This window comes from Halospina denitrificans (genome assembly GCF_004364635.1).
GTDB classification, from domain to species: domain Bacteria; phylum Pseudomonadota; class Gammaproteobacteria; order Pseudomonadales; family Oleiphilaceae; genus Halospina; species Halospina denitrificans.
On record NZ_SOAX01000001.1, the window covers coordinates 657547 to 674333 of the forward strand.

At 59.5% G+C, this 16787-nt stretch carries 20 protein-coding genes and 1 pseudogene; 8 read left to right on the forward strand and 13 right to left on the reverse strand.

The features are described 5' to 3' along the window. Positions 1-6 precede the first annotated feature (6 nt). From DES49_RS03090 to DES49_RS03105, 4 genes are all read right to left on the reverse strand, one after another. Positions 7-795: a CbbQ/NirQ/NorQ/GpvN family protein gene (locus DES49_RS03090; RefSeq protein WP_133734897.1), complete on the reverse strand. Its 789-nt coding sequence runs from the start codon at positions 793-795 to the stop codon at positions 7-9. 6 nt (positions 796-801) lie between these two features. Continuing rightward, positions 802-2145 (reverse strand): cbb3-type cytochrome c oxidase subunit I, encoded by a 1344-nt coding sequence (locus DES49_RS03095; RefSeq protein ID WP_133734898.1) that lies wholly within the window; start codon positions 2143-2145, stop codon positions 802-804. A 50-nt stretch (positions 2146-2195) separates the two neighbouring features. Beyond that, positions 2196-2648, reverse strand: a complete 453-nt coding sequence (locus DES49_RS03100) for a c-type cytochrome (RefSeq protein WP_133734899.1) — start codon at positions 2646-2648, stop codon at positions 2196-2198. Positions 2649-2758: 110 nt separating this feature from the next. Further along, entirely contained in the window at positions 2759-3532 is a 774-nt protein-coding gene (locus DES49_RS03105) for an enoyl-CoA hydratase (RefSeq protein WP_133734900.1), read from the reverse strand. A gap of 130 nt (positions 3533-3662) precedes the next feature. On the opposite strand from DES49_RS03105, the gene DES49_RS03110 reads away from it, so the two are divergent. After that, the gene (locus DES49_RS03110; RefSeq protein ID WP_133734901.1) at positions 3663-4619 is read left to right on the forward strand and encodes a radical SAM protein; all 957 of its coding nucleotides are present in this window, start codon (positions 3663-3665) and stop codon (positions 4617-4619) included. A 232-nt stretch (positions 4620-4851) separates the two neighbouring features. On the opposite strand, the gene DES49_RS03115 is transcribed toward DES49_RS03110, so the two are convergent. Beyond that, the gene (locus DES49_RS03115) at positions 4852-5784 is read right to left on the reverse strand and encodes a carbohydrate kinase family protein (RefSeq protein WP_133734902.1); all 933 of its coding nucleotides are present in this window, start codon (positions 5782-5784) and stop codon (positions 4852-4854) included. 263 nt (positions 5785-6047) lie between these two features. Here DES49_RS03115 and DES49_RS03120 point away from each other — a divergent pair, with 263 nt between their 5' ends. Continuing rightward, positions 6048-7319, forward strand: a complete 1272-nt coding sequence (locus DES49_RS03120) for an MFS transporter (protein WP_133734903.1) — start codon at positions 6048-6050, stop codon at positions 7317-7319. Here the strand turns inward: DES49_RS03120 and DES49_RS03125 are convergent. Both DES49_RS03125 and DES49_RS03130 read right to left on the reverse strand, forming a co-directional pair. Then, positions 7300-7866, reverse strand: coding sequence for a DUF2452 domain-containing protein (locus DES49_RS03125; RefSeq protein ID WP_133734904.1), 567 nt, complete (start codon positions 7864-7866; stop codon positions 7300-7302). The two genes, DES49_RS03120 and DES49_RS03125, sit on opposite strands and share 20 nt — an antisense overlap. 83 nt (positions 7867-7949) lie before the next feature. Further along, positions 7950-8567 carry a hypothetical protein gene (locus DES49_RS03130; protein WP_133734905.1) on the reverse strand — a complete coding sequence of 206 codons (618 nt, stop codon included), beginning with the start codon at positions 8565-8567 and terminating at the stop codon, positions 7950-7952. A 179-nt stretch (positions 8568-8746) separates the two neighbouring features. Here DES49_RS03130 and DES49_RS03135 point away from each other — a divergent pair, with 179 nt between their 5' ends. Further along, positions 8747-9484: a Crp/Fnr family transcriptional regulator gene (locus DES49_RS03135; RefSeq protein WP_166645972.1), complete on the forward strand. Its 738-nt coding sequence runs from the start codon at positions 8747-8749 to the stop codon at positions 9482-9484. A gap of 9 nt (positions 9485-9493) precedes the next feature. Here DES49_RS03135 and DES49_RS03140 read toward each other — a convergent pair whose 3' ends face one another. From DES49_RS03140 to DES49_RS03155, 4 genes are all read right to left on the reverse strand, one after another. Further along, a complete protein-coding gene (locus DES49_RS03140) occupies positions 9494-9853 on the reverse strand; it encodes a rhodanese-like domain-containing protein (protein WP_133734907.1) in 360 nt (119 codons plus the stop codon). Then, on the reverse strand, positions 9843-10460 hold the full coding sequence (locus DES49_RS03145; RefSeq protein ID WP_133734908.1) for a Tll0287-like domain-containing protein: 618 nt from the start codon (positions 10458-10460) through the stop codon (positions 9843-9845). The genes DES49_RS03140 and DES49_RS03145 overlap by 11 nt, the downstream gene beginning before the upstream one ends. A gap of 120 nt (positions 10461-10580) precedes the next feature. Beyond that, the gene (locus tag DES49_RS03150; protein WP_133734909.1) at positions 10581-11120 is read right to left on the reverse strand and encodes a hypothetical protein; all 540 of its coding nucleotides are present in this window, start codon (positions 11118-11120) and stop codon (positions 10581-10583) included. Positions 11121-11251: 131 nt separating this feature from the next. Beyond that, positions 11252-11563, reverse strand: a complete 312-nt coding sequence (locus DES49_RS03155; RefSeq protein ID WP_243864843.1) for an ArsR/SmtB family transcription factor — start codon at positions 11561-11563, stop codon at positions 11252-11254. Between the two features lie 116 nt (positions 11564-11679). Between DES49_RS03155 and DES49_RS03160 the strand changes: the two genes are divergently transcribed. Then, positions 11680-11871, forward strand: coding sequence for a YgaP family membrane protein (locus tag DES49_RS03160; protein ID WP_133734910.1), 192 nt, complete (start codon positions 11680-11682; stop codon positions 11869-11871). Between the two features lie 91 nt (positions 11872-11962). Further along, a complete protein-coding gene (locus DES49_RS03165; protein ID WP_133734911.1) occupies positions 11963-12757 on the forward strand; it encodes a lysophospholipid acyltransferase family protein in 795 nt (264 codons plus the stop codon). Here DES49_RS03165 and DES49_RS03170 read toward each other — a convergent pair. Beyond that, positions 12754-13665 carry a homocysteine S-methyltransferase family protein gene (locus tag DES49_RS03170; RefSeq protein ID WP_133734912.1) on the reverse strand — a complete coding sequence of 304 codons (912 nt, stop codon included), beginning with the start codon at positions 13663-13665 and terminating at the stop codon, positions 12754-12756. The genes DES49_RS03165 and DES49_RS03170 overlap by 4 nt on opposite strands. Before the next feature lie 148 nt (positions 13666-13813). Between DES49_RS03170 and DES49_RS03175 the strand changes: the two genes are divergently transcribed. The 3 genes and pseudogenes from DES49_RS03175 to DES49_RS15740 form a co-directional block, all read left to right on the forward strand. Beyond that, entirely contained in the window at positions 13814-14518 is a 705-nt protein-coding gene (locus DES49_RS03175) for an HAD family hydrolase (protein WP_133734913.1), read from the forward strand. A 54-nt stretch (positions 14519-14572) separates the two neighbouring features. Beyond that, positions 14573-15100: a carboxymuconolactone decarboxylase family protein gene (locus DES49_RS03180; RefSeq protein WP_133734914.1), complete on the forward strand. Its 528-nt coding sequence runs from the start codon at positions 14573-14575 to the stop codon at positions 15098-15100. A gap of 249 nt (positions 15101-15349) precedes the next feature. After that, a pseudogene (locus DES49_RS15740) lies at positions 15350-15463 on the forward strand (YkvA family protein); the annotation flags it as partial. A 96-nt stretch (positions 15464-15559) separates the two neighbouring features. Here the strand turns inward: DES49_RS15740 and DES49_RS03190 are convergent. Next, positions 15560-16672 (reverse strand): HigA family addiction module antitoxin, encoded by a 1113-nt coding sequence (locus DES49_RS03190; RefSeq protein ID WP_133734915.1) that lies wholly within the window; start codon positions 16670-16672, stop codon positions 15560-15562. Between the last annotated feature and the right edge of the window lie 115 nt (positions 16673-16787).

The following is a 16787-nucleotide window of genomic DNA, read 5'->3' on the forward strand; positions in this document are numbered from 1 at the left end:
CTTCTGTCAGCCTCCGAATGTGGCGCTGATGGTTTCCATCAGCCCGTCACGCACGTCCTCGTCGTCACTCAGTGGTTCCACCAGCGCAGCCCGTGCAGACTGGAGTATCGGCATCCCGGCCTGGATGAGCCGGCCGCAATAGACCAGCAGCCGCGTTGACACGCCTTCCTCCAGGTCCTGGCCCTTGAGCTCGCGCAGGCGGTTGGCCAGATTGATCAGTGCCGTCGCCTTTTCCCGGGGTAATCCGCTCTCGCGAATCAGGATCTTCAGCTCCTGTTCCGGGGGCGGAAAACCCAGCTCCAGCGCGATGAAGCGCTGGCGGGTACTGGGCTTCAGGGACTTGAGCACGTGCTGATAGCCGGGGTTGTAGGAGGCCACCAGCATGAAGTCGTCCGGCGCCTCCAGCAGCTCGCCGGTACGGTCCAGCGGCAGCACGCGGCGGTCGTCGGTCAGTGGGTGCATCACCACCGTGACGTCCTTGCGTGCCTCCACCACCTCGTCCAGATAGCAGAGACCGCCATTGCGCACCGCGCGGGTCAGCGGCCCGTCGGTCCAGACCGTTTCTCCGCCCTGGAGCAGGAAACGGCCGGTCAGGTCCGAGGCGGTCAGGTCGTCATGGCAGGCGACCGTCTGCAGTGGCAGGCCGAGGCGCGCCGCCATGTGACTGACGAACCGGGTCTTGCCACAGCCTGTGGGCCCCTTCAGAAGCAGTGGCAGCTTCTGGTGGAACGCGTACTCGAAAAGCTCGCATTCATGGCCGACCGGTTCGTAGTAGGGCGCTGCTACATCCAGCATTGGGTCTTATTCCTTCTCGGATTCGGGCACATAGTTCGGGATCTGCTCCCTGGCCGGTCCGAATACGGAGATCAGGAACAGCACCACGCCTATCGCTACAACGCTGCCGGAGCCCAGTCGCATCATATAGAAGATGTCGAGCTGACCCTGCACCGTCATGAAGTCCTCGCCCAGAACCCGCTGCATGTGGGTCTGTACCACGCCGGCAAAGGTCAGGGTGAAGGTCATGAAGCACATGCCACCCACCATGATCCAGAAGCTCCACATGTTCAGGACCTGGTTATAGGGCTGCAGGCGCCGGATCTGGGGCATGGCGTAGGTAATGATCGCCAGGTTCAGCATCACGTAGGCGCCGAAGAAGGCCAGGTGACCGTGGGCCGCCGTGATCTGGGTGCCGTGGGTGTAGTAGTTGATCCAGTGCAGCGTATGCATGAAGCCCCAGACACCGGCGCCGAAGAACGAGACCACCGCGCAGCCCAGGGTCCAGAGCATGGCCGCCTTGTTCGGATGGTTCCGGTTGCCTCTCCAGAACATGGTGAAGGCGAAGATCACCATGGCGAAGAACGGAATCACCTCCATGGTCGAGAAGATGCTGCCGATCGGCTGCCAATAGCCCGGCGTGCCGAGCCAGTAGTAGTGGTGGCCGGTCCCCAGAAGGCCGGAGAACAGCACCAGGCCCACGATCACATAGAGCCACTTCTCGATGATCTCCCGATCCACGCCGGTCATCTTGATCAGCAGGTAGGCAAGGATGGAGGCCATGATCAGCTCCCAGACGCCCTCAACCCAGACGTGGACGATCCACCACCACCAGAGCTTGTCCTGGGCCAGGTTGTCCGGCGTGTAGAAGGAGAAGAGCCAGAAGATAGCAGCCAGCCAGAGCCCCAGCAGCAGCACTGTGGAGACCGAGGTGCGGCGCCCCTTGATGACCGTCATGGTGCCGTTAAAGAGGAACATCAGGAAGGAGATGGTCAGCAGGACCTTCACGTAGACGGGCTGTTCCAGGTAGTGACGCCCCCCGTGGATCTCGAACTGGTACCCGATCACGGCCGCCGCACCGGCGCCGGCGAAGATCGCCAGTTGCCAATAGGCCAGCTTGGGGCTGTAGATTTCGGTTTCAGCTTCCTCCGGCAGAAGGAAGTAGGTGCATCCGAAAAAGCCAATCAGCAGCCACACGAGCAGCAGGTTGGTATGGCTCATGCGCATGATGTGGAACGGCATGGCTTCGGACAGGAACTCCGGCATGACGTAGACGGTGGCGGCAAGGGTGCCGAAGACAATCTGTAAGGCAAAAAGGGCCATGGCAACCGCGAAAAAGGGCAGCGCCACTTTCTGGGTTTCGTACTTCATGAAGTCTCTCCCTGGATAGGCAGTGTCGTTTCAACTCGGCGCACGCGGGCTCAGCCCGACTTGTGCGGCGGCCAGTCGTGGGTTTCGATCCCGTCGACCCAGCGGAAAAAGTCCACAAGGTGATCCAGGTTCTCGTCACTGATGTTGAACTGGGGCATCTGCCGGCGCCCCGGTGCTCCGGTCGGCTGAGCCTTCATCCAGCCCTTGATGCCGGCGCGTGCGGCTGCCGGATTCTCCCGGCCACCATAGCGGTGCCAGACATTGGAGAGTTCGGGCCCGAAATAGGCTCCCTCACCCATGATGGTGTGGCAGTTGATGCAGGAGTGCTCTTCCCAGACTTCCTTGCCCTTGATCACCGACGCATCCAACTCGTACTTGGCGGTCGAGGTATTCGCCATATAGTAATTGGTATGAAGCGTCAGGCCGGCAAAAATCAGGAAGAATATGGCGGAACCGCCATAGAAGATATTTCTCGCAGCATTTCGGGTTAATCCTTCAGACATGGCACAGGCTCCCCGCCGTTTCTTAACAGTTATTCATTCTCTCAGCGGGGAGGCTACCAGTAGCGGTTGCCAAAAAACCTTGATTCAAATCATGATTCAGAAAAAATCGATCAATTAAACCCGGAGTAATCCGGCGCCCGCTTTTCACGAAAGGCTGAAAATGCTTCTTTTGCCTCAGCCGATTCAAGGCGCCTGGCGAAGCGTTCACCTTCCCGGGTCATGGCCTGTTCCAGGCCTCCCCCATTGCCTTCATTCATCAGTTCCTTGGTGGCCCGGATGGCGGCCGGTGGCAGGGCTGCAAGCTCCTGGCAGGCCTCGAGGGCGGTCTGTTCGGTGCTCTCGGGCGCGCAGACGCCATTGATCAGCCCGTAATGCGCCGCCTTTTCCGCATCGAAGGGGCGACCCAGCAGCAGGAGTTCACCGGCGCGGACACGGCCCAGCCAGCGTGGCAGCAGAAGGCTGGAGCCGCCTTCGGCGCAGAGGCCGAGGTTGACGAAGGGCATGCGGAAGGTGGTGTTGGAGCCGGCCCAGGCGAGGTCGCAGTGCAGCAGTAGCGTGGTACCGATGCCCACGGCGGGGCCGTTGACAGCAGCGACGATGGGTTTGCTGGCTCCGGCGAGGGCGAACAGGAAGCGGCCCACGGGCGTGGTCCGGAAGTCTTCGGGCATGCCGTTTTCGAATTCGGAGAGGTCGTTGCCAGCGGTGAAGCATTCGTTGTTGCCGGCAATGAGGATGGCTCTGATGTCAGGGTCGTTGTGGGCGTCGGAGATACCGTCGGCGAGGTCGGTGTACATGGCCTTGGTGAGGGCGTTTTTCTGGTCCGGGCGGTTGATGCGCAGGATCAGGATGCGGTCATGCTTTTCCTGGAGAATGGGGGTGCTCACAGGGGGCTCCTTCTGGTTTGTTTGCTGACGCAGAGTATAACGGGGCGGGGCGATTCTGTAACATCATGGTCCAGTGACTGTCCCATGCGTATAACCCAGTAAATGCAAGCGAGTTCAACAGGAAGAAGTAATGGATGATATCGTCGCACAACCGCTGAGACTTCTGGACCCACGCAAGTTTCGCGATCGGTGGACGACCGCGGACGGCGAGCCGAGGGCGAGTGTTCATCTGAAGAAACTGGAAACGCTCTGGTTCTGTACCGGCACGCTGTGCAACCTGACCTGCGAGCACTGCTACATCGAGTCCTCGCCCAGCAATGACAGCCTGGTCTACATCACCACGGACGAAGTGGTGGCCTACCTGGATGAGATCGAGAACGAGGCATACGGCACCAAGACCATCGCCTTCACCGGCGGCGAGCCCTTCATGAACCCGGACATGATCCCCATCCTGCAGGCGGTGCTGGAGCGGGGCTACGACGCATTGGTGCTCACCAACGCCATGAAACCCATGATGAAAGTCAGCGAACCGCTGCTGGAGCTGCAGCAGCAATACGGCGACAGGCTGACCATGCGCATCTCCATCGACCACTACAGCAAGGACGTCCACGAACAGGAACGCGGCAAACGCTCCTGGGATCCCGCAATCCGGGGTATGCAGTGGCTGAGCGAACACGGCTTCCACATCGACATCGCCGGCCGCCTGTTCTCGGGAGAAACGGATGAGCAGATGCGCTCGGGCTTTGCCCGCCTGTTTGAACGCCAAGGCATCAACATGGACGCCTGGAACCGCCACCAGCTGGTCCTGTTCCCCGAAATGGACGAAAGCCTCGACGTCCCGGAAATCACCACCGCCTGCTGGAACAAAGTCGGCACCAAACCCGACGACCAGATGTGCGCCACCTCCCGCATGGTCATCAAACGCAAAGGCGCCGACCACCCCGTGGTGGTTCCCTGCACACTACTCCCGTACCAACCCGAATTCGAACTCGGCCAGACCCTCAAAGAAAGCTTCCAGGAAGTCCCCCTAAACCACCCCCACTGCGCCAAGTTCTGCGTCCTCGGCGGCGCGAGCTGTTCAGGATAGGTCTTCAGGCTTGGAGGCGTTTTGCTTGTAGCTGATCGAGACGGGATGGGGGATTCCTTGGAGGGAGGCTCGATGACAGGATGTCATCGCGCCAGCGCCCATGGATGGGTTCACAGCGGTCCCGGAAAGGAATCCCCCATCCCGTCGCTGGCACCCAATCCAAAGGCCACAAACAAAAATGCCCGACACAAGGCCGGGCATTTCAATAACCGGTAATCTAGAAGAACCGGTATCAGTCCAGATCCGCACCAAATGCGTCCTTGAACTGCTTAGCAAACTCATCCCGAGTCAGGGAATGATTCTGCGGCCCAGTACTGGCAACCTTGATGGACCCCATCAGCGACGCCATACGACCCGCCGTCTTCCAGTCCTTGCCCTCGCTCAGACCCGTCAGCAGAGCCGCACGATACGCATCGCCACAACCCGTCGGATCCTTGATCGCCTCCGGCTTAACCGGCTCAACGTGAACTTCCTCATCGGCATAGATCACAGAACCATCACCACCCAGGGTCACGATCAGCGCCTCAACCTTCTCACCGATCTGCTGGCGGCTCAGGCCCGTCTTCTCTTCCAGCATGCCCGCTTCATAGTCGTTCACGGCAACCCAGGTCGCCTTCTCAATGAACCACTCCAGGTCATTGCCATCGAACATCGGCAGACCCTGGCCCGGATCGAACATGAACGGAATGCCCGCCTCCGCGAACTGGCGCGCGTGCTCGATCATGCCGTCACGGCCGTCCGGCGCGACGATGCCCATCTTGATGCCCTCATCGGTCGGCACCTTCTGGGTGTGCGCATGGTTCATCGCGCCCGGATGGAAGGCCGTGATCTGGTTGTCTTCCATGTCCGTGGTGATGTAAGCCTGGGCGCAGTACTCGGACTCGATGGTCTTCACGTACTTGTCGTTGATGTTGTGCTTCTTCAGCCACTCGCGATAGCCGCCGAAGTCCGCACCAACCGTGCCCATGGCCAGGCCGTCGCCGCCCAGCAGCTTCATGTTGTAGGCGATGTTGCCGGCGGTGCCGCCGTAGTTGCGCTGCAGCTCCGGCACCAGGAAGGCCACGTTCAGCATGTGAACGCGATCCGGGAGGATGTGGTCCTTGAACTTACCATCAAAAACCATGATTGTGTCGTAGGCGAAAGATCCGCAGATCAGTGCTGTCATCGGGATTCTCCTTGCTTTATTACTGCCAACGTTTGCAGGGCAGACAGAAAGCCTGCCATTGCGCTCGTCAGTCGAGGATGGGACCGCGTGGAAGCAGATTGGCCTGTGGCGGTTCGGGGCTTCCGGGCCCCATGGTCGTATAGCAGGCTACCTGTGAAGTGGCCTTGTTTCAAATCGGAAACTCGGTGTAACCGAACGGAAAATCATCCAAGCCGCTGTCCGGCAAGGATTACTTGGGGTTTTCAGTTTTTTGGGAGCGCGTGATGGTTCGTGAGTTCTGGGTCTCCATAACCGCACTGCTGGTTTCCATCGCCGTTCTGCTGCTGGGGGTGGGGCTGATGGGAACCCTGCTCAGTGTCCGATTGAACTTCGAAGCGATGCACCCGCAGACGAAGGGCCTTGTTCTGTCCGCCTACTACATCGGGCTGGTGATCGGGTCGCAGCAGGCAGGGCGTGTCATCCGTCAGGCGGGTCATATTCGCGCCTTTGCCATCTTTGCCGCGCTCTCCACGGTGGCCATCCTGCTTCAGGGACTCTATGTAGCGGCCGTGTCCTGGTTCCTGCTTCGCGTGCTGGTCGGTTTCTCCATTTCCGGGATCTATATGGTCGTTGAGAGCTGGCTCAATGAGCGGGCGGACTCACGCAGCCGAGGGGTGGTGTTCTCGGTCTACCAGATCATCACCTACGCGGCGATCGGGGCGGGACAGCTGCTGATGCACCTGGGCGATCCGATGATGCCGGACCTGTTCATGATCGTCGGGCTCCTGTTCGCCCTGTGCCTGGTCCCTGTGGCGCTGAGCCGTGCGAGTAACCCGCCGGAACCGCTCCCTCACGCCTCCATGGCACTCGGAGCGGCCTGGCGCGGGTCCCGGCTTGCCGTTATCACCTGTGTGGGCGCCGGAATCCTCAGTGGGGCCGCCTTTACATTGGTGCCGATTGCCGTGCTTGGCATGGGGCTCTCCGTTGACGAGGTTGCCCCCGTGATGGCCGGGCTTATCCTCGGCGGGGTCGTGCTGCAGTGGCCGATCGGGCATTACTCGGATCGCTACGGGCGACGGCCACTGATTTTCATCGTGGGGATTGCAGCTGCCCTGGTCGCCCTCAGTCCGGTCTACGTCGGTGTTACCTACTCCCATTGGCTTCTGGTTGGCAAGGGGGTCCTGTTGGGCGGACTGGTTTTTACGCTCTACCCATTGGCGGTTTCCCTGGCCAACGATACCGTGCCCGGCGGCAATTTTGTGGCCGTATCCGGAGCGCTTATTTTTCTGTGGGGCATCGGCGCCGCCGTCAGCCCAATTCTTGGCGGCTACGTCATCGCCCATACGCCTCCCGGGGGAGTCTTCGTCTATATGGCGGTGGTTAGCGGGATCGTTGCCGCAGCGGCCATGGCCACGGAGCAGCGCTATATCCGTATGCGCAACCCATTCCGGACGATGGGGCGGAGTTCCGCCGTTGTGCTCGAGATGGACCCCAGGGCCCATGAGTTCGAGGATGAGGAGGACACACCGGAGTGGTTCAGCTCGTCTGGTCCGTGAGCTGCTGCTGGGCTTCGCTGTAGGACAGCGACTGGATGCCGGAACCCACCATGGAAGCCCTCAGCGAGTGCGCCAGGGCGAAGGCGTAGACGCGCTGGTAAAAGGGCATCTGGCCCTGGTAACGGGGGAGGGCCTCCTCAACGGTGTCAGTCTCCTCCATGGCCGTTTCGAACGCCTGCCAGCGCTGCTCGAGGAAGGCCATGAGCTGGGAATCATTCGAGGCCTCTTCGCAGAGCTCCAGTGACCAGGTCATATCCTCATGGAGTTCACACTCGCCGATGTAGCGGCCGTAGACTTCTTCGCGCCATTCATCCGGGCGGATGGGCGAGAGCCAGAAACGGCCCTTTTTCTGGTAAAGCCAGTAACTGCTGCCGCGGACGGGCTTGAACTTGAAATCGCTTTCCAGCACGAAGAGCGAGGTGAACAACTCCAGTGAAATCTGCTGAATCTGCTTGGGCTGGGCCATGACGGCCGGTGCGCGGCTTTCTTCCAGAAGTGCCAGCACCGGGCGAAGGCCCTTGCCCTGTGGGTTCGGATTCTCTGGCATAGGTCGGTTCTGTCTGAAATTTGGAGGCCAATCCTAACACGATCCCGGTCGTGTTACAGCTGGCAAGGCCCCGGGGCAGGGGTTCAGAAGCTCAGCCGCAAGCCCAGCAGGGCTTCCTCATACTGCTCCGTGTTAAGCGTGGAATCATTCGTACGACCGTTGCGCCAGTTCAGACCAATGGTTACCCGGCGATGGAGGCGGTAGCGGATGTCCGCGTGCCACTCGTACTCAAGGGCCACGTCGGCGTCGCGGTCGTTGCTGAGGTATCCCGGCATGAGGTCCGCGCCCGCAGACAACCTGAGGCCGGTGGCGGCGATGTAGGCAAGGTCCAGTGTTGCGCCAAGCCCGGCCCGGTCAATGAGAAGATCCGACTCATTGCGGTAACCATAGAGCCCGAAACCGAAGCCCTCACCGGTCTCGCGGTCGTGACCTTCGGAGTAGAGGCCCAACCGGGTCGAACGGTACTGATTGTTGGGAAGTGGAGCGATGTCTGCCGCGCCCGAGCGTACGCTGGCCCGCGACCCTGTCCTGAAATGGCCGAGGTACACATATCCCATGCCGTGATCAAGGGTGCCGCCAAGACCCAGCCTGACGTCATGGGTGCGATCCCCATCCGAGTACGCCTGGACAATGAGGTCGCCCTCAACATCAGTGGCGCTGTCGGCGTTTTGCGCCCATACTGGCATAGCGATGACGAGCATGGCCGTGAGCAGTTCTGTGAAGCGAAGCGCACTTCCTGTTGCTCGGTTTTGACGCCTTACCTTTTCCTTGCTACCTCTTTCTGAGTAGCAATATACGCCTTGGGAGCAAGGGGCAGCATTAGAGCCTGATGCTAGGATGTAAATCAAAGAAAGCATTTGATTACCGGGAAACGACGGTTATGAATCAGAGTATCGCCCTGGAACTGGAACCATCCCACGAAGTTGCCAAGGGTCTGAACCAGGGATCCGGGCTGCTTATGCTGCGCCAGCATCCGCTGTTCCAGACCCTGAGTCAAACAGACTTCGAATGCGTGGCCCGGGAAGTGCGACGCCGCGAATTGGGCCGTGGCGAAGTGCTCTATGAACAGGATTCCAGCGCCCACTATTTTTACTTTGTGGTCTCGGGGCGAGCCCGCCTTTACCGGCTGGATTCCACGGGCCATGAACGGACGCTGGACAGCCATGGCGCGGGCGAATGTTTTGCCGACGTCATGATTTACGCGGATCCGGCCCGTTATGCCTGCTACGCGGAACCGCTCAGGCGTTCCCAGTTCCTGGCGATTCCAACCGATGTCTATCGTGAGGTGATCGCGCGGGATCCCGCGTACACGGAAATCCTCCTGCGTCAGTACGCCCAGCGCATGTACAAGCGCTTCCATGATCTGGAAGTCATGACGGTGCGCAGCGGCACGGAGCGCGTGGTCCGCTACCTGCTGGACTTCATGCCGGAAGATCAGCGCTACGATATTGAGATTGAGTTGCCGCTGCCGCAATGCCAGATTGCGACCCGGCTGTCCATGCAGCCCGAGACGCTCTCGCGGTTGTTGCGGGATCTGGCGGCCCAGGGCCTGCTCAGCCTCGAGCGGGGGCGGCTGCACGTGAGTGATCGCCAGCTGCTCGAGGCCATGTGCCGGTAAAAAGTGGCGTCAGGCAGCGCCGATCTGGGTAATCAGGTCATCGCAGCTGCAGTCGATGATGCTGACGCTGTTAAAGCCCATATGCTCCAGGGAAGCAGCGGCCAGGGCGGCCCTGCCACCAGTGGCACAGTGCAGGTATATGGGCTGATCCGGGTCCATTGTATAGTCGGTAATCTTCATCTCCAGAACGCCACGGGGAATATTGATGGTTCCCCGGGGGCGCTTGTCAGCCACCTCGCCGGGTTCGCGCACATCAATTACCAGCGCGTCGCTGTTGCCCTCAAGTGCCTCGCTGGCCGCCTGCGGGGTCAGGCAGTGCAGGGACTGCTTGGTTTCGGCTACGATTTCCTGAAGCGTCTTAAGGCTCATTGTAGGGGTGCTCCATATTCTGTATGACTGAAAAGGCGCCGCGCAGATCGCCCGCCTGGTATCCCACTGCATGGTCCCGGGGATATTCCTTTTCAAGTTGTTCACGGATTGCCGCGGGCTGCTGGTCTTCAGGGCCATGGCAGCCAAGGCATTGTGCCTTGACCTCGATGGCCCGCATGTAGCGGAAGTAACGGGTGTCACCTGCTTTTTCCACACCGGAGTATTCGAGGTCCTGCATATCAGCCCCTTCATCCAGCTGACGCTGGAAACGGGCCAATATTTCGGACTCGCGCCCGTCCGGCATGCCGAGCAGCGGATTGCGCACCCGCGTGCCCACCCGGCTGATCTTCCACCCGGTTTCCCGGGACAGGCGTGACTTGATTGCCGGCGCCTGGTCCCGGCAGACCCGGATGGCTGCTTTCGGGCCACCTTCCTTCATGGCGGCCTTGAGTTCCGAGGACAGCTCGTTGAAAAGCGTTTCAGTTACTTCCCTGGCGCCGGCTCGGCGCTGCTCCAGTGTGGCCTCGTCCTCTCCGCTGGCGCCTGCGTACGAGGCTGCGGGCAGAACAAGCATGGCGCTCATCAGGTATGCTGGAATGCGGCTCATGGGGCCACCTCGTTTAATGGTTTGTACTTTAGAATAATCTAAAATAAAAGAGGAACCGAATCAATCAAAAAGCGCCTCCGAAGAGGCGCTCAGGAAAAATCCGCAGCAGGGGGCAGTGGCTCAGAGTATGTGCACCTTACCGTCTTCTTCAACCAGCGGATTGTTGAACGCCGAGTCTTCGCTCTGGAGTTGGGCGTCCGGGTGGTTGCTTGCCATCAGCTCCTTCATGCGTTGTTCATCCTTTTTGCGCACATCCACCATTACCAGGTGCTGGCCGTTTTCGATGGCGTCATGGAAGCGGCGTATCCGATAGTTCTCCACGCCAATGCCTCCGAAGCCCGCCAGCCAGGCGCCGGCTGCGGTCATGAACAGGAAAAGTGCAACCCAGGCCACCGCTGGCAATACCAGTGCCCCGGTAAGCTTGGCCGTCACGATGAACGCCATCGCGAAGAGGGCGCCGGCGATGGCGCCGCGTTCCGTATAGCGCGCCAGATCCGTGCGGTCGAAAATGCTGGCACTGTGCAGCTTGCGTGTGAAAAGTCCCGCTTCATCCCTGCTCAGAACGTGGAACCGCCAGTCGGTGATTCCTTCATTGTGCAGATCTTCCGAAATGGACTCGACGCTGTCCATCTGGTCCACCAGGTAGAAAAGGCGTTTCATAGGGCACCTCCTCGTGATTGCCTGTGCGGGTTAGCCCGCCTGTTGCCTTGACGCCCAACAGCACCGCGTCAAAGTTTCGGAGTCTGTACAAAAAATGTACGCCCTGCGCGGGGACTCTGCAAGCGCGATGATCAATCCTCGGATTGGGGAGTGCAGTAGAGTTCGTAGAGGCGGGACATGAGGTCGACGATTCTGGGATCACTGATGCGGTAGTGCACCGTCTGCCCTTCCTTGCGCGACGTGACAAGATTCTCCGCCCTGAGCCTGCCCAGATGCTGGGAGAGGGCGGACTGGCTGAGCGGGACCTGGTCGTTGATCGCGCTTACCGTCATCTCGCCTTCAATCAGTGAGCACAGGATCATCAGGCGATTCGGGTTGGCGATGGATTTCAGGACCTCAGCGGCTTCCTCCGCATGGCCGGCCATCTCCTCCGACGTGAACATGGTTAAGGCGCTTTGCTGAACCCCTTGGGATGACATTTTTCGTTTCCTCGATCGGTTTTGTTCGGCTACTATATTAGTATATTCTAAAGTTCTGAATATTAAAGGAGGAGCCTACCATGACTGTAAATGATGCACTGAGGCTGATCGCGGGGTTTTTTGTACTGCTTTCGATACTGCTTGCTTACTTTTTTCACCCGGCATGGCTGTTGTTCACGGGCTTCGTCGCCCTGAACCTGATGCAGTCCGCCTTTACCCGGTGGTGTCCGATGATGACGATCCTGCGTAAAGCGGGTTTGAAGGACGGCTAACGCGGAGCACGGGCAAGCCCGAAACAGATCACGGAAATAGATCGTTGGATCCTTTATCCTTTGCGCATCGAGTCAGGCAGAGGATAAGGATGTGTTGAGGGATTATCTGATCAGATTGGGCGTTGCCGATGCGCTGGACAAGTTCGGGGCGAAGTACTTCCAGGCAGAGTTCCTCAACGAGGATCGGCTCCCCACCTCGGAGGACGGACCGGTTCTGCTGGTGATGAACCATACGGCCTTTTTCGGCCTGGAAGCGTATTTGCTGGGCAGTCGGCTCTTCAGCCGCGACCCGGACTTTGACTACCGGACCCTGGTCTGGAAAGGCTTTACGGAAGGCGCCGCCGGCCCCTGGTTCCGCGCCATGGGCTGCGAGACCATCTCCATCGAGCGGGGCTCAACGCTGCTTAAGCAGGGCAGGAATGTGCTGGTGCTGCCCGAGGGGGTTGGGGCAACGGACGTACGGAACCGCTTCAATACCTTCCGCACCGGTTACCTGCGGATCCTCAAGGAACAGCCGGTTCCCGTCATCCCCATCGGGTTCTCCGGCGTGGATGAAGCCATTCCCTGGTGGGTTTCCAGGAACCAGTTCCTGGCGCAGACCTTCATGAAGCCGGTTGATCCCTCCTTCGACTTCTTCCTGGTGCCCAAGATGCCGATTCCAAGGCCGACCAAAGTTGTGTTCAGCGTTGGCGAGCCGATCCATCTTTCGGCGGAAGAGCTGGGTACCGAAGAGGGCATCCAGGCACAGAACGAGGCGATCAAGTCCGTGGTGACCAACCTGGCGGATGAAGCGGAAGCCCACCGCCAGGCCAGCATCGAGGGCTCCACCGTCAATCGCTGGTGGCATAAGCTGGCGGCGGGGCGGATCCAGGAACTGCCGTTCTAGGACGCCAGACTGTATCCAGCTGCGGCCAACCGCTCGGCAAGCGCCTTGATGTGGGCCGGGCCCACCTCGCAGCAGCCGCCGACGATGGTCGCGCCCTTCTCGACCCACTGGAGCACATGGTCCGCGTAGGCGTCGGGATCCAGGTCCTTGCGGGCCTCCAGAACGTCCACGGTGCCACCGGGCTCAAGGGCGGCCACTGAAGTGAAGGCATTGGCGTAGCCGCCAAAGGGCACGCCCAACTCCTTCAGCACATCCATGGCGGTGGTCAGCGCCTCGGGCACCGCACAGTTGACCAGTACCGCATTGGCGCCGGCATCCACGACCGCCTTGGCCGACTCGGCCAGGGACTCGCCGGAGCGCAGCTTCGTGCCGTCCGCATCATCCACCGTGAACGACGTCCATACCGGTAGTCCGCTTTCCACGGCTGCGATCGTCGCCGCATGCGCCTCGTGGGCGATGGACATGGTCTCGCAGAGGAAAAGATCCACGCCGCCGGCCTTCTGGGCCTCCACCATCTGGCGATACTCCTTCAGGCAGGTCGCCTCGTCGTGCGCCACCTCCGGGCGATAGCTCGCCACCAGCGGGGGCAGGCAACCCGCGATCCGCGCACCCCTGCCGCTTTCCTTGCACGCCTGGCGCGCCGCCTTCAGAGCGGCGGTATGCAGCGGCTCGAACCAGTCCGGCTGGCCGTCACGAGCCAGGCGCGTTGGCGTGGCGCTGTAGGTGTTGAGGGTGATCACGCGGGCGCCGGCATTGATGAAATCGCGATGCGCGTCGACCACCAGGTTCGGCTCATCGAGCATCACCTGGGCGGACCAGAGGGGCGAGGCCGGCTGGTCACTGCGCTTCTGCAGTTCCTGGCCCATGCCACCGTCGAGCAGTACGATTGGGTCTCTTTCTGTGGTCATTGTGCGGTATCCTTGTTGTTGGTTTTAGGATGCTGTTTTTGCCACAGCTGACCTTTTCGGACCCTATCGGTTTCTGATGACCGGCTCAAGGCCGGGCCGTCGAGCGCAGAGTCGGGTGTAGCCTGATATTTCCCGGAGAAGATGAGCGATGACCGCATTAAGTCTGGACCTGGACGAGACCCTGTGGCGGCTGGACGGCGTGATTGAGAAGGCCGAGTGGGCCACGCACGAGTACCTTCAGGCTAATCACCCCCTCCTGGCCAGTGCCTATCCTCCGGAGCGACTGCGCACACTGCGCTCGGAAATCGCCCAGGCCGACCCGGGCCTGCAACATGACGTGACCGCATTGCGCATGCGCACCCTGGAGCAGGCCGCGCGCCAAGTGAATGCGCCGCTGCGCATTGCGGAAGAGGCCTTCGAGATCTTCATGGAGGCGCGCCACCGGGTGGAGTTCTACCCCGATGCCGTGCCACTGCTTGACCGGCTGCACGGGCGCCTCCCCCTGGTCGCGCTGACCAACGGCAATGCCGATGTTCACCGTATCGGGATGGGGCATTACTTCGTGGCGGCACACTCGGCCGTTGAAGTGGGGGCTGCGAAACCGGAACGCCCCATGTTCGAGGCCGCCGCCTTCAGCACGGGCGTGCCCATGGAGACCCTCATTCACGTGGGAGACGACCCCGTGACCGATGTTGCCGGCGCCGTCCGGCACGGCCTGCGCGCGGTCTGGCTCAACCGTTCCGGCGCGCCCTGGCCGTCAGACGTGCCACGGGTGGCCTACCATGAGATCCGGAGCCTGAATGAACTCCCGGGCCTGCTCAAGCACCTGCGTCCCGAGCTGGAGCTGTCATGAGCAACACCAGCAACGCTGGCGCCCGCATACTCAGCGAACAATGAGGTAAAACGAATGGCACGAATCCCCTACGCCGAAAAAGGCCTGGAAGCGGAAGGCGCGACACCGGTCTATCAGCAGATGGAACAGGGTATGGGCCTGGTTCCGAACGTGGTTAAGCTGCTTGGCCATTCCGGCCCCGCTACCCAGGGCATCGGCACATTGCTGGACATCTATTTCGGGCAGCTTTCCATCAGCAACCGGCTGCGCGAGATCGCCTACCTGACGGTGGCGCGCCTCAACGGCTGTGATTACTGCCAGGGGCATCACGTACCGGCCGGCAAGCAGGCTGGGCTGCTTGATATGCAGATTGATGAGCTGGACGAGGACGGTTTTGACAGTGGCGAGTTCTCGGAGCCCGAGCGCGCCGTCATCCGCTTCGCGTACGAGAGCACCCGGGACGTGAAAGCGTCCGATGAGGCGATGGCGGACCTGAAAGCGCACTTTTCCAATCAGGCGATTGCGGAAATCACCTTTGTGGTGGCTTCCGGTAACTTTATTCAGCGTGTTGGGAAGAACCTTGGCGTTGAGTTGGAAGGCTGAGGCGCCACGCGGAATCATGGTAAGGAGGGCATTGTGACTGACCGAAAAATCAGCGAGGAAGAAGCTCGGGAAGAGCTTGAGACCAAGTCGCAGAAGGTGGACTCGGACGACGTTCAGAAAGTGCTCAGCCGCAAAGAAGACATCGAGGCCAAGTTCGAGAAGAGTGGTTATCTGAATCGGTTCATCAATGAGCTGAAGTTGATGTTCTCCATGGTCCAGGATTACTGGAACGGCGATTACCGGGAAGTGCCCTGGATGACCATCGCAGCGGTTGTTGCTGCGCTGCTTTACGTGCTGAGTCCGGTTGACCTGATTCCGGATTTTATTCCCGGTATCGGCATGATTGACGATGCTGCCGTTGTTGTCGCTTGTCTGAACCTGATCCAGTCGGACTTTGAAGCCTATAAGGCCTGGAAAGGGAAGTAAGTCCCTGAAATAAATGATCCAAGCTAGAGCTCACTAGCCTCCAGCTTCATGTGACCACTTATAATACTGTTTGAGGTCATTAAACATACTGAATTGCAGGATGCGACGGTATTGAAGCTGGCCAACCACAATACCTGGTGCGATGCCCACGTGCTGAGCAAATTGCTTTATTGAAGTTCTGTTGGGCGAGCCTGCAGCAATGAACTTCTTGAGTTCAGCTTCTGGTATAAGTGTTTGCTGGGCAAAGGAATTCGCCTCTGCTTCTTTTGCCTCGTCCAGACCATTTCCGGATTTGTTGTTCTGCTCGATAAATAGATCTTTCTTTCCGTGACGCACGATGTGGCCAGCTTCGTGGAAGAAGGTGAACCACAAATGGTCATTGGTCCTATACCGCAAGCTTAATTGAATAACTGCTTTATCGGGTTTTATCCATCGTGTGGCACCGCTAACGGCTGTTTTCGGGAGTGCTGGGACAAATACGACCGCCACACCTGCCGATGCGCATAGCTCCCGCATACGAGGGGCGAATTCGTCGGGTGGCAAATCCGTCAATGCCCGAATCTCATCCAGCGCCTTCCGGAACCGATTCTTGTCATACGGCTGGCATTCAACGGCAGCGGCCTGCAACTCCCCTTGTCGGAGCCATGCAGAAACAGCTTCTGGAAAAATCTCAAATTTCTCATTCTGTCGGTATGCAACGCTGAGATTTGGCCATACTTCTTCCCATTGGTCGACGCTGGCAATTCCGAAGAAGCGGAGAACCTCAATCAGCTGTGCTTTTTTGTCATTGTGCTTGGTAATCCATCCAAGCTTCGCCATCTGATTAACGGGTACTCGTTTGAGCCAGTCGAGATCTCTTTCCAGTTTTTCGGCTTCCGAGATTCGAGCCCTGATTGCCTGGTAATTACTTTCAAGATTCAGCCAATAGTCGGCAGGCATACCAATGGTACGCTCCAACTTAATCGCCGTTTCAGGCGAAATTGCTGACTTACCCTTGAGAACTGAATTGATATGTTTGGGCGTCAGGCCCGTTCTGTGAGATAACTCCAACTGGCTCATGCCTCGTATCTCCAGTTCGGCACTCAAGACCTCTCCTGGGGATACAGCGTAATCCGGTTCGTACTGGTTTTTGACTGGATCACCCATGGGTATCCTCCACTGCTTTAATTTTTACGGCCGTAATGGCATGCCAAGTCTTGGAAATTATTTACCTGACAGGTTAATAAAAACGCCGGTTTTGTCTAGGTGGTTTGGTTAGAAG